The sequence below is a fragment of the Bradyrhizobium sp. 31Argb genome (assembly GCF_043638955.1).
Classification (GTDB): domain Bacteria; phylum Pseudomonadota; class Alphaproteobacteria; order Rhizobiales; family Xanthobacteraceae; genus Bradyrhizobium.
The window spans coordinates 1-11,679 of sequence record NZ_JBEGDB010000256.1 but is presented as its reverse complement, the minus strand read 5'-3'; the positions used below and the strand labels follow the sequence as shown (position 1 = coordinate 11,679).

Here is an 11,679-nt window from a genome sequence, read left to right as displayed (position 1 = left end):
CGCCTCAACGCCAAAGCACGCGAGGCGCGTGCCGCTTACGCCAATGCAACTTGACAATCCAGATAGTCGCTCATCCGTCGCGCATTGCATGCGCGCCACCTTCTCCCACAAGGGGAGAAGGGAGGAGGGAGGCGGACCCCTTAGACCGCCAGCACCTTGTCGTCGATCTCTGCGATCGTGTTGACGCCGCACAGGCCCATGGTCGTCAGCAGTTCCTTCGCCAGCACGTTGATCGCCTCGGTGACGCCGGCCTGTCCGCCGGCGCCGAGACCGTAGGCATAGGCGCGGCCGATCATGCAGGACTTTGCGCCGAGCGCGAGCGCGCGCATCACGTCCATGCCGGTGCGGATGCCGCCGTCGAACATGACTTCAACCTGCGAGCCAACGGCGTCCACGATCTCCGGCAGCACCTCGATCGAGGAGGGGGCGCCGTCGAGTTGGCGGCCGCCATGGTTGGAGACCACGATCGCCTGCGCGCCGGTCTTGGCCGCGATCTCGGCGTCCTCGACGTCGAGGATGCCCTTGAGGATCAGCTTGCCTGGCCAGATGCTGCGGATCCAGTCGATGTCTTTCCAGTTCAGCGACGTGTCGAACTGCGAATTGATCCAGGTCGACAGCGAGGTGATGTCCTGGTCGATCTTGAGATGGCCCGCCAGATTGCCGAAGGTGCGGCGCTTGCCACGCAGCACGCCGGAAACCCAGGCCGGCTTGGTGGCGAAATCGATCAGTTTCGACAGCGACCATTCCGGCGGCACTGTCATCCCGTTCTTGATGTCCTGGTGCCGCTGGCCGATCACCTGCAGGTCGACGGTCAGGACCAGCGCGCTGCACCTGGCGGCGATCGCGCGCTCGATCAGCGCCTTGATGAAGCCGCGGTCCTTCATGACGTAGAGCTGGAACCAGAACGGCTTGTCGACGGCGGCCGCAATGTCTTCGATCGAGCAGATCGACATCGTGCTCTGGGTGAACGGAATCCCGGCGGCCTGTGCGGCGCGGCAGGCATAGATCTCGCCGTCGCCATGCTGCATGCCGAGCAGGCCGACGGGGGCGAGGATCAGCGGCATCGCTGCGGGCTCGCCCAGGATCGTGGTGCTGAGGTCGCGCTTGGAGACGTCGACCAGGATGCGCTGGCGGAATTTGATCTGCTGAAGATCCTCGCTGTTGGCGCGCAGCGTGTCCTCGGTATAGGAGCCGCGGTCGGCATAGTCGAAAAATGCCTTCGGCACGCGGCGCTTGTGTAGCTGGCGCAGATCTTCGATGCAGGTGATGTGCTTCATGGACGCTCCCGGCCCGTCTTGTATTTCGCGAATGCGCCGTCATCTAGCATGGTTGGATCATCTGCCAAATCACTCCGCCGAACTCCGACCCAGCAGGAGGCCACCATGACCGGATCGACCCCCAAGCCGAAAGATGCCGAGAGCGAAAAGCGCTCGCTTGAGGAGTCCCTGGAGGAGGGATTGGAGGAGACTTTTCCGGCCTCCGACCCCGTCAATGTGACCCAGCCGCCGCCGTCCAAGGACGACCATCACATCCTCCGCAAGCGCTAGAGTCGCTGCTGGCCGCTGTCCGCAGGAACCCCGGCCTCCAAAATATACATTATTTTACAATATATTAACCTAAACTCTTGCCTTCGGGCGATGGTAATGATTCATCATATATTTTGAAGCCGCCTTGGCGGCTGACGCATTATAACGCCTGCATGGTGGCGTTTCGGGCTTCTCGCTGAGGTGGCTGGAGAAGCTCAAGCCTTACTTGGGGGTGATATGAGCCGTAAATATTTCGGGACCGACGGGATTCGTGGCCGTGCCAATGGTCTGATTACGCCGGAACTCGCCCTCAAAGTGGGGCAGGCCGCCGGCCTGGTGTTTCAGCGCGGCGACCATCGCCATCGCGTGGTGATCGGCAAGGACACGCGGCTCTCCGGCTACATGATCGAATATGCCATGGTCGCGGGCTTCACCTCGGTCGGCATGGACGTGCTGCTGCTCGGCCCGATGCCGACGCCGGCGGTCGCGATGCTCACCAAGTCGATGCGCGCCGATCTCGGCGTGATGATCTCAGCCTCGCACAATCTGTTCGAGGACAACGGCATCAAGCTGTTCGGGCCGCAAGGGTTCAAGCTGTCCGACGACGTCGAGAAGCAGATCGAGCAACTGCTCGACGAGCCGATCGAGCGCCGGCTCGCGCAGAGCGCGAGCCTCGGCCGCGCCCGCCGCATCGACGGCGTCCATGATCGCTACATCGAATTCGCCAAGCGCACGCTGCCGCGCGAACTGAGCCTCGACGGCCTGCGCGTCGTGATCGATTGCGCCAATGGCGCCGCCTACAAGGTGGTGCCGGAAGCGCTGTGGGAGCTTGGCGCCGACGTCGTGCAGATCGGGGTCGAGCCCGACGGCTTCAACATCAACAAGGAATGCGGCTCCACGGCACCGGAAACGCTGGCGAAGAAGGTGCGCGAGATGCGCGCCGATATCGGCATCGCGCTCGATGGCGACGCCGATCGCGTGATCCTGGTCGACGAGCGCGGTCACGTGGTCGACGGCGATCAGTTGCTCGCGGTGATCGCGCAGAGCTGGAAGGAAGAGGGCCGGCTCGCCAAGCCCGGCATCGTCACCACCGTGATGTCCAATCTCGGGCTCGAACGTTTCCTGCAGGGCATTGGGCTCGACATGGTGCGCACGCCAGTCGGCGACCGCTATGTGCTCGAGCGGATGCTGAGCGATGGCTACAATCTCGGCGGCGAGCCGTCCGGCCACATCATCCTTTCCGACTATGCCACCACGGGCGACGGCTTCGTCGCCGCGCTGCAGGTGCTTGCTGTGGTGCAAAAGCTCCGCCGCCCGGTGTCGGAAGTCTGCCATCGCTTCGATCCGCTGCCGCAGATCCTGAAGAACGTGCGTTATCGCAGCGGCAAGCCGCTGGATGATGTCGAGGTCAAGTCTGCCATCGTCGACGGCGAGAAGCGGCTCAACGGTCACGGCCGCCTCTTGGTCCGTTCCTCCGGCACAGAGCCGGTGATCCGCGTGATGGGCGAGGGCGACGACCGCCTCCTGGTCGAGGAAGTCGTCGATCACATCGTCTCCGCACTCGGCCATGCCGCCGCGGCTGCGGCGTGACGCTCGATATTTTGTTGGACGCAAGAAGCGGACCCGGATGCACCTCGCCCCGCTTGCGGGGAGAGGTCGAAATTCAAGCTTCGCTTGAATTTCGGGTGAGGGGGAGCCTCCGCGAGTCCGTTTGCTATTTTGCTCGCGGAGAGAGCCCCTCACCCCAACCCTCTCCCCGCGAAGGGCGGGGAGAGGGAGAAGTGCTGGCGACTGCTCCGGCCTAAATCACGACCATCCAGCGCGCGCTGGTTGCATCGCAGCCATTATCTAATCGCGCTGGTCGCAGCGGAGCGTGCGTCGTAAGCACGGCTTATTGCCGCTTCGCGAGTCCCGCCAGGAATCTCCGTTGAACAAGCCCGTTGCCGTCTCAGAAGAAGCACTGGCTGAACCGGTGCTGGTATCAGACGTGACGCCGCGCATGGCTGCCCGCGCGACCGCGGTGGGGCCGGCTTACGTCGTGCTCGCGGGCATCAGCTTCTCGCACTTTCTCAACGACACCATGCAGTCGTTGATCGCCTCCGTCTATCCGATCCTGAAGGACGCCTACGCGCTCGACTACACGCAGATCGGCATGATCACGCTGGCGTTCCAGTTCACAGCATCGCTGCTGCAGCCTCTGGTCGGGCATTTCACCGACAAGAAGGCGCAGCCGTTCTCGCTGGCGATCGGCATGGGCTTCACCTTCTTCGGCCTGCTGTTGCTCGCTGGCGCGCATCACTACGGCATCATCCTGATCGCGGCGTCGCTGGTCGGACTCGGCTCGGCGGTGTTCCATCCGGAATCGGCGCGGATCGCGCGGCTCGCCTCGGGCGGCCGCTACGGCTTTGCGCAATCGGTGTTCCAGCTTGGCGGCAGCTTCGGCACCTCGATGGGCCCGGTGCTCGCGGCGCTGATCGTGGTGCCGTTCGGGCAGTCCTCGATTGCGTGGTTCTCCTCGATCGCGGGTCTTGCGATCCTGATCCTGTGGCGCATCGGCGCCTGGTACAAGCCGCAGATCGTGACCAGGAAGGCGGCGGTCATCGAGCGGCACCCGGACGCGCCGGCCGGGCGGCGGGTGACGATCGCACTCGCCGTGCTGGTCGCGCTGTTGTTCTCGAAGCAGCTCTATATCGCGAGCCTGTCGAGCTACTACATCTTCTATCTGATCGAGAGGTTCGACGTCTCGACGCAGGCGGCGCAGCTCTATCTCTTCATGTTCCTCGCGGCGAACGCGGTCGGTGCCTTCCTGGGCGGACCGCTCGGCGATCGCTTCGGCCGCAAATACGTGATCTGGTTCTCGATCCTCGGCGCGCTGCCGTTCACGCTGGCGCTGCCCTATGCCGGCCTCTTCACCAGCGCCGTACTCAGCGTGTTCATCGGCCTGATCATCTCGTCGGCGACCGCATCGATCATCGTGTTCGCGCAGGAACTGATGCCGCATCGCTTCGGCATGATCTCCGGCCTGTTCTTCGGCTTCGCTTTCGGCATCGGCGGCTTGGGCGCGGCGGTGCTCGGCAAGCTCGCCGATCACACCGACATCGCCTTCGTCTACCAGCTCTGCTCATTCCTGCCGGCGATCGGACTGCTCGCGGTGTTCCTGCCGAAAATGCCGAACCACGCGCATTAAAGCGTTTTCGAGCGAAGTGGACTCCGGTGCGCGTAAAGAAAACGCGTTAAGACAAGAGCTGAGATTTCATCAACGCATCGTTTGCATTTGTGGCGCGGCCGCTTTCTGTTCGACAGCGGGAATAGCGTGATACCGCGAGCTTTCGGGAAAATCGTCAGAGGTTGTCAACCTTAATAATTAGGGTTAAGCGCCGCTTAAGCATTTAGTGCCATCGTCCGGCCGTGGATTTTCAGACGTGAGGCTTCCCCGCTCGCCTCACTGGCCAGAAGGACGAAGCCAATGCGTTGCGTTAAATCTCTCGTTGCCGCTGGTGCGGTCTCCCTGATTTCCTCGGTGGCATTCGCCGCCGATATGCCGATCACGCCGCCACCGGCCTACGGACCGCCGCCGGTGGAAGATTTCGGCGGCTGGTATTTGCGCGGCGATATCGGCTTCAGCAATCAGAGCGTGAAGGAAGTGCGCAACGGCAACAACGCCTTGTACACGCCGCTGCTCTCCCTGAACCAGCAGACCGGTTTTGATACCGGCGGCATCTTTGGTCTCGGTGTCGGTTACCAGTTCAACAGTTGGTTCCGCGCCGACGTCACCGGTCAATATCGTGGAAGAACGAACTTTCACGGCCAGGATCTCGCGACTTTTCCGCTCGGCGGCGGAGTTATCGGCGCGGGGTCTGACAACTACACCGCAAGCAAGTCGGAATGGCTTGTTCTCGCCAACGCCTATGTCGATCTCGGAACCTGGTGGTGCGTAACGCCGTTCATCGGTGCTGGTGTCGGTGCCGCGCGCGTGACCGTCTCCAATTTCACCGATCAAGGGCTTGCTGATTTCTCTCCCGGCGTGATTGCGCCAGGTTTTGCGCTTGCCAATTCGGCGTCCAAGTGGAATTTCGCCTGGGCGGCGCATGCAGGTCTTTCCTACAAGGTTAGTCCAAACCTGACGCTCGAAGTCGCCTATAGCTACGTCGATCTCGGTTCGGGATTGACGGGACCCGTGACGACGTTCCAGGGCTTCACGACCAACAATCCAATGAACTTCAAGGATATCACTTCGCACGATCTCAAGCTCGGCGTGCGCTGGAATCTGGACAGCCCGCAGCCGGTCTACGCGCCGCCGCCGCTGGTGCGCAAAGGTTAATACGAACCTTCATTGGTTAACGATTGCGGACGGCGCGGGATGATCCCGCGCCGTTTCGTTTTGCGGAGAGCGTGCTGCTCATCACGCCGAAGATTGTGGCGAAACCGGCGCGCGACAACCATTGGTTAAGGTTAACGAGCGATGATCGTCGCCGAGTTTGATTAAGTCGATTTGGGGGCGTGGGCGATGCGTAGGTTTCTGCTGGCGGCAGTGATGTGTGGCGCGGTGACGAGCGCGCGGGCCGCCGATCTTCCCGATCTCCCGGTGCTTCGCGGCAGCTTCACCGATGGGCTGACAACCTCCAGAGCTTACTGGGAAGGTCTCTATATTGGTGGCCAAGCCGGCTACGGTTCGTCCGATGCGAATTTCGACAGCAAGCCGTCATCTTTGATCTCCTCGCTGATTTCCGACAACGTCGTCCAGCAGATGGGCGTTGCGCAATGGAATCTCGGTCTCGGAAAGCAGACGGCGCGTTCGTCCGCATACGGAGCCTTTGTCGGATACAACTGGCAATGGAGCGACGTCGTGCTCGGCCTGGAGGCGAGCTACGTGCACGGCAGCTTTGGTGGTTCGGCCAGCGCCAGCAAGGAGCTTGTGAGCGGCTCTCCTCTCACCGACACCTTCTACCACGACGTCGGAGTCACCTCGGCATCCTCGATCTCGATCTCGGACATCGCGACGTTTCGGGGGCGCGCAGCCTATGCCTTCGGATGCTTCCTGCCTTATGCGTTCGGCGGCTTCGCGCTCGGCAAGGCCGACATTTCGCATAGTGCAATCGTTACGGACGCGGTGAGCTCCACTCCGCTTGGACGTTTCACGCCGTTGATGCCATTGAGCGCGACGGATGCCGTGCACAATCACCTCATCTACGGCTACACGGCCGGCCTTGGCATTGACATCAACCTGGTCGGCGGCCTCTTCATGCGCGCGGAATGGGAATACATCCGCTTCACCACAACGGTCGATACCAGCATCAACACGGTGCGCGCCGGCCTCGGCTATAAATTCTAGGCGCGCATGCGTCAGACGTGTTGACAGCTTCTGCTTCCGCTGGTGCTCTGTCATTCGGGAGCAGGACAACAGCCAGCCATGAAAATCTACGGTGACGACAAGTCGGGCAATTGCCTGAAGGTAAAATGGGTGTGCGATTACCTTGCGCTGCCCTACACCTGGACCAACGTCGACATCCTCAAGCAGGAGACGCGCACCGCGGATTTCCTGAGGATGAACAGCGCGGGCCAGGTGCCGACGATCGTGCTCGATGATGGCCGCGCCTTGGCGCAGTCGAACGCCATCATCCGCTATCTCGCCCGCGGCAGCGACCTCATTCCATCGGATGATTTTGCTGCCGCGAAGATGGACGAGTGGCTGTTCTGGGAGCAGTACAGCCACGAGCCCTATATCGCCGTGTGCCGGTTCCAGATGCGCTATCTCGGCAAATCCGCTTCCGAGCTCGATCCGGAGAAGGTCAAGCGCGGCCATGCGGCGCTGGCGCGGATGGAGCAGCAGCTCGCGCTGACGCCGTTTCTGGCCGGCGAGTCGCTCTCGCTTGCCGATGTGGCGCTGCTCGCCTACACGCGGCTCGCGCATGAGGGCGGCTTCGATCTCGGCGGCTATCCCGCGCTTCGCCGCTGGATCAATGAGGCCGAGCGCTCACTTGGCCTGGCGCCGGCGCGTTAGCCGTTTCGGAATATATTATGGCACCTGCGTCTTCGATCACGATCCGTCGCGCCCGTCGCGACGATGTTCCCATCATCGTCGCCATGCTCGCGGACGATCGGCTCGGCAGCGCGCGCGAGCGGATCGAGGATCCCTTGCCTCAATCCTATTTCGCGGCGTTCGAGAAGGTCGACCGCGATCCGAATTTCAAGCTCGTGGTCGCCGAAGACGCTGACGGCACGGTGGTCGGTTGCCTGCAGCTATGCATCCTGCCGGGCATAAGTTCGCAAGGTGCCTCACGCGGCCTGATCGAGGACGTGCGCGTCGCAAGCCATTGCCGCAGCCGCGGCATCGGCGAACAGATGGTGCAATGGGCGATCGTTGAAGCGCGCGCTAACGGTTGCATTCTCGTCGAACTGCTCACGCATCACACCCGCGCCGACGCGCAGCGCTTCTATGAACGGCTTGGATTTCAACGCAGTCATGTCGGCATGACGATGCGCTTCTGACTTGCGCCAAGTTGCGCGGCTATCATCGCTGATCGCAGTGGTAGTCCTCGCTCTGCGTTCCGGTTAACAAGCGATAAACTACGCCGGCCTCCGTAATTTTACTGGCGGGAACGCTCCTGATAGTTACGCGTCTCCCAGCGGCAGAACATGGTCCGCTAGAGCATGATCCGGAAAAGTGGAAACCGGTTTTCCGAAAAGATCATGCTCAAAGAAGTGAGATCATGATCAAGCAAAAAATCGAACGCGATGACGGTCCAAAGTCATCGCGTTCTGGGACGGCTTGGGGATATTTCAGATGAAGCGATATTCGATCGTCAGGGCGGGCAATGAATACATCGTGCAGGCCGGTGAAAAGAGCATCATGAGAGTCTCCAGCCGGCGAAAGGCCGTGAAGCTGGTGAACGATGCGGCCGGACTGCTTGATCAGGCGCCGGCTCCGTCGCCGGGCGAGCCTCCATCAATCGCCTGTGATCGTCCTGAAGTTCCTTGACGAGTCTTTACCCTTCCACTATCTCCGACAGCGGGAAACCTCTCCCCACCGAGAGGCAGCTATCTGGAAGGGTAGATCATGACTGCAGCGAAGCCCGCTTCGCGGCCGAATGTGCCGCATTTCTCCTCCGGCCCCTGCGCCAAGCGCCCCGGCTGGAATCCCCAAAATCTCAAGGACGCCGCGCTCGGCCGCTCGCATCGCGCGAAGATCGGCAAGGCCAAACTCAAGCAAGCCATTGAGCTGACGCGCGAAGTGCTGGAGGTGCCGACCGACTACAAGATCGGCATCGTGCCGGCTTCCGACACCGGCGCGGTCGAGATGGCGCTGTGGTCGCTGCTCGGAGCGCGGCCCGTCACCACGTTGGCCTGGGAATCCTTCGGCGAGGGCTGGGTCAGCGACATCGTCAAGGAATTGAAGCTGAAGGACGTCACCAAGCTCAATGCCGGCTATGGCGAGATCCCCGATCTCTCCAAGGTCGATCCGGCAAGTGACGTCGTCTTCACCTGGAACGGCACCACCTCGGGCGTGCGCGTGCCGAACGCCGACTGGATCAGCGCGACCCGCGAAGGCCTCACCATCTGCGACGCGACCTCGGCGGCGTTCGCACAGCCGCTCGACTGGCCGAAGCTCGACGTCATCACCTTCTCCTGGCAGAAGGCGCTCGGCGGCGAGGCGGCGCATGGCATGCTGATCCTCTCGCCGCGCGCGGTGGAGCGGCTCGAGACCTACAAGCCGGCCTGGCCGCTGCCGAAGATCTTCCGCATGACCAAGGGCGGCAAGCTCAACCAGGGTATCTTCGAAGGCGAGACCATCAACACGCCGTCGATGCTCTGCGTCGAGGACTATCTCGACGCGCTCGACTGGGCGAAATCGATCGGCGGCCTGAAGGCGCTGATCGCGCGCGCCGACGCCAGCACCAAGGTGCTTGCCGACTGGAAGGCGAAGACGCCGTGGATCGATTTCCTGGCCAAGGATCCCGCGATCCGCTCCAACACCTCGGTGTGCCTGAAGATCACGGATCCCGCGATCACCTCGCTTACGCCGGACTTGCAGGCCGACTTCTGCAAGAAGCTGGTCGCCCTGGTCGAGAAGGAGAATGCGGGCTTCGACTTCGCGCATTACCGCGATGCGCCGGCAGGCCTGCGCATCTGGTGCGGCGCCACTGTCGAAGCCAAGGACGTCGAGCTGCTGACACAGTGGATCGACTGGGCTTTCGCCGAGACCAAGGCGCAGCTTTCGAAGGCTGCGTAAGTAACGTCACCTCATCGTCGTCATGGCCGGGCTTGACCCGGCCATCCATCACGAAACGAGGATGGACTCGCGGGGCAAGTTCGCGGGTGGCGCCATCAGTGCATCGTCCATCAAGGGACCACTCCCAAGGGACCATTTCCATGAGCAAACCGAAAGTTCTCATTTCCGACGCCCTGTCGCCCGCCGCCGTGCAGATCTTCAAGGATCGCGGCGTTGAGGTCGACTTCCAGCCCAATCTCGGCAAGGACAAGGAAAAGCTCGCCGAGATCATCGGCAACTATGACGGCCTCGCGATCCGCTCGGCGACCAAGGCAACCGCCAAGATCATCGAGAAGGCCACCCGGCTGAAGGTGATCGGCCGCGCCGGCATCGGCGTCGACAATGTCGAGATTCCTGCGGCGACGGCCAAGGGCATCATCGTGATGAACACGCCGTTCGGCAATTCGATCACGACCGCCGAGCACGCCATCACCCTGATGCTGGCGCTCGCCCGCGAAATCCCGCAGGCCGATGCCTCGACGCAGGCCGGCAAGTGGGAAAAGAACCGCTTCATGGGGGTCGAGATCACCAACAAGACTTTGGGCGTGGTCGGCTGCGGCAATATCGGATCGATCGTCTGCGACCGCGCGCTCGGCCTGCGCATGAAGGTGATCGCCTTCGACCCGTTCCTGTCGCCGGAGCGCGCCAAGGACATCGGGGTCGAGAAGGTCGAGCTCGACGAGCTGTTCAAGCGCGCCGATTTCATCACCCTGCACACGCCGCTCACGGACAAGACCCGCAACATCATCGATGCCGCGGCGCTTGCGAAGATGAAGAAGGGCGTCCGCATCGTCAATTGCGCCCGCGGCGGCCTGGTCGACGAGCAGGCGCTGGTGGACGCGCTCAATTCCAAGCATGTCGCGGGCGCGGCCTTCGACGTGTTTAGCGAGGAGCCGGCGACCTCGAACATCCTGTTCGGCCATCCCAACGTGATCTGCACCCCGCATCTCGGCGCGTCCACCACGGAAGCGCAGGAGAATGTCGCGCTGCAGGTCGCCGAGCAGATGTCGGACTATCTGCTCACCGGCGCCATCTCCAACGCCATCAACTTCCCCTCGATCACGGCCGAGGAGGCGCCGAAGCTGAAGCCGTTCATCGAGCTCGCCGAGAAGCTCGGCTCGTTCGCCGGCCAGCTCACCGAGAGCGGCATCATCAAGACCCAGATCACCTATGAGGGCCATGTCGCCGAGATGAAGATCAAGGCGCTGACCTCGGCGGTGCTGTCCGGCCTGCTGCGGCCGATGCTGGGCGACGTCAACGTCGTCTCCGCGCCTGTCGTCGCCAAGGAGCGCGGCATGGTAGTCGACGAGGTGACGCGCGCCGCACAGAGCGACTATGAGAGCCTGATCACCGTGACCGTGACGACGGAGCGGCAGGAACGCTCGGTTTCCGGCACCGTCTATCACGACGGCAAGCCGCGGCTGGTCGACATCAAGGGCATCCGCGTCGACGCCGAGTTCGGCAAATCGATGATCTATGTGACCAACGAGGACAAGCCGGGCTTCATCGGCAAGTTCGCAAGCCTGCTCGGCGATGCCAAGATCAACATCGCGACCTTCCATCTCGGCCGCGTCGCGCAAGGCGGCGACGCGATCGCGCTGGTCGAGGTCGATGGCCCGGTGCCGGCGGACGTGCTCGCCAAGGTGCACGCGCTGCCGCAGGTCAAGCAAGCCAAGGTGCTGGCGTTCTAACGCGGGAGGTGCCAATTGCTGCGCCCTCGCCCCTTGTGGGAGAGGGCAGCTCCGCCGTCAGTACCGGACTCATTCGGGTAGGGGTTGTCTCCACGAGCGCTGTCATCCTCGGAGACAACCCCTTGTATCTGCACGGGCATGATTTGTGCGATGGAAGCGATTTAGCGTCTTGGCCGGTGGCCACCGGCCAAGA

Annotated in this window: 11 protein-coding genes; 10 read left to right on the top strand and 1 reads right to left on the bottom strand. The window is 62.4% G+C overall.

The genetic code is table 11. The features are described from left to right. Positions 1-140 precede the first annotated feature (140 nt). On the bottom strand, positions 141-1,277 hold the full coding sequence (locus tag AAFX91_RS32925) for an L-lactate dehydrogenase (protein WP_394569351.1): 1,137 nt from the start codon (positions 1,275-1,277) through the stop codon (positions 141-143). 105 nt (positions 1,278-1,382) lie between these two features. On the opposite strand from AAFX91_RS32925, the gene AAFX91_RS32920 reads away from it, so the two are divergent. The 10 genes from AAFX91_RS32920 (at position 1,383) to serA (ending at position 11,486) form a co-directional block, all read left to right on the top strand. Beyond that, positions 1,383-1,547, top strand: a complete 165-nt coding sequence (locus AAFX91_RS32920; protein WP_165421574.1) for a hypothetical protein — start codon at positions 1,383-1,385, stop codon at positions 1,545-1,547. Between the two features lie 216 nt (positions 1,548-1,763). Then, positions 1,764-3,116, top strand: a complete 1,353-nt coding sequence (glmM, locus tag AAFX91_RS32915) for a phosphoglucosamine mutase (protein WP_130584143.1) — start codon at positions 1,764-1,766, stop codon at positions 3,114-3,116. Between the two features lie 337 nt (positions 3,117-3,453). Further along, positions 3,454-4,713: an MFS transporter gene (locus AAFX91_RS32910; RefSeq protein ID WP_394569350.1), complete on the top strand. Its 1,260-nt coding sequence runs from the start codon at positions 3,454-3,456 to the stop codon at positions 4,711-4,713. Between the two features lie 279 nt (positions 4,714-4,992). Continuing rightward, complete coding sequence (locus AAFX91_RS32905) at positions 4,993-5,847, top strand: outer membrane protein (protein ID WP_394569349.1); 855 nt, start codon at positions 4,993-4,995, stop codon at positions 5,845-5,847. Positions 5,848-6,033: 186 nt separating this feature from the next. Further along, complete coding sequence (locus AAFX91_RS32900) at positions 6,034-6,858, top strand: outer membrane protein (RefSeq protein WP_394569348.1); 825 nt, start codon at positions 6,034-6,036, stop codon at positions 6,856-6,858. A 78-nt stretch (positions 6,859-6,936) separates the two neighbouring features. After that, positions 6,937-7,527 carry a glutathione S-transferase family protein gene (locus AAFX91_RS32895; RefSeq protein WP_130583821.1) on the top strand — a complete coding sequence of 197 codons (591 nt, stop codon included), beginning with the start codon at positions 6,937-6,939 and terminating at the stop codon, positions 7,525-7,527. A 17-nt stretch (positions 7,528-7,544) separates the two neighbouring features. After that, the gene (locus AAFX91_RS32890; RefSeq protein ID WP_130583822.1) at positions 7,545-8,015 is read left to right on the top strand and encodes a GNAT family N-acetyltransferase; all 471 of its coding nucleotides are present in this window, start codon (positions 7,545-7,547) and stop codon (positions 8,013-8,015) included. 295 nt (positions 8,016-8,310) lie between these two features. Then, positions 8,311-8,505, top strand: a complete 195-nt coding sequence (locus tag AAFX91_RS32885) for a hypothetical protein (RefSeq protein ID WP_282529771.1) — start codon at positions 8,311-8,313, stop codon at positions 8,503-8,505. Positions 8,506-8,583: 78 nt separating this feature from the next. Continuing rightward, positions 8,584-9,756 (top strand): phosphoserine transaminase, encoded by a 1,173-nt coding sequence (locus tag AAFX91_RS32880; protein ID WP_282529770.1) that lies wholly within the window; start codon positions 8,584-8,586, stop codon positions 9,754-9,756. 140 nt (positions 9,757-9,896) lie between these two features. After that, positions 9,897-11,486 (top strand): phosphoglycerate dehydrogenase, encoded by a 1,590-nt coding sequence (gene serA, locus AAFX91_RS32875; RefSeq protein WP_130581543.1) that lies wholly within the window; start codon positions 9,897-9,899, stop codon positions 11,484-11,486. The last annotated feature ends 193 nt before the right edge of the window (positions 11,487-11,679 follow it).

Bases quoted from the DNA above. Each gene is read 5' to 3' on its own strand.
- AAFX91_RS32900 (WP_394569348.1), top strand. From the start codon at position 6,034: ATGCGTAGGTTTCTGCTGGCGGCAGTGATGTGTGGCGCGGTGACGAGC.
- AAFX91_RS32905 (WP_394569349.1), top strand. From the start codon at position 4,993: ATGCGTTGCGTTAAATCTCTCGTTGCCGCTGGTGCGGTCTCCCTGATT.
- AAFX91_RS32885 (WP_282529771.1), top strand. From the start codon at position 8,311: ATGAAGCGATATTCGATCGTCAGGGCGGGCAATGAATACATCGTGCAG.
- serA (WP_130581543.1), top strand. From the start codon at position 9,897: ATGAGCAAACCGAAAGTTCTCATTTCCGACGCCCTGTCGCCCGCCGCC.
- AAFX91_RS32895 (WP_130583821.1), top strand. From the start codon at position 6,937: ATGAAAATCTACGGTGACGACAAGTCGGGCAATTGCCTGAAGGTAAAA.
- AAFX91_RS32920 (WP_165421574.1), top strand. From the start codon at position 1,383: ATGACCGGATCGACCCCCAAGCCGAAAGATGCCGAGAGCGAAAAGCGC.
- AAFX91_RS32880 (WP_282529770.1), top strand. From the start codon at position 8,584: ATGACTGCAGCGAAGCCCGCTTCGCGGCCGAATGTGCCGCATTTCTCC.
- AAFX91_RS32925 (WP_394569351.1), bottom strand. From the start codon at position 1,277: ATGAAGCACATCACCTGCATCGAAGATCTGCGCCAGCTACACAAGCGC.
- AAFX91_RS32890 (WP_130583822.1), top strand. From the start codon at position 7,545: ATGGCACCTGCGTCTTCGATCACGATCCGTCGCGCCCGTCGCGACGAT.
- glmM (WP_130584143.1), top strand. From the start codon at position 1,764: ATGAGCCGTAAATATTTCGGGACCGACGGGATTCGTGGCCGTGCCAAT.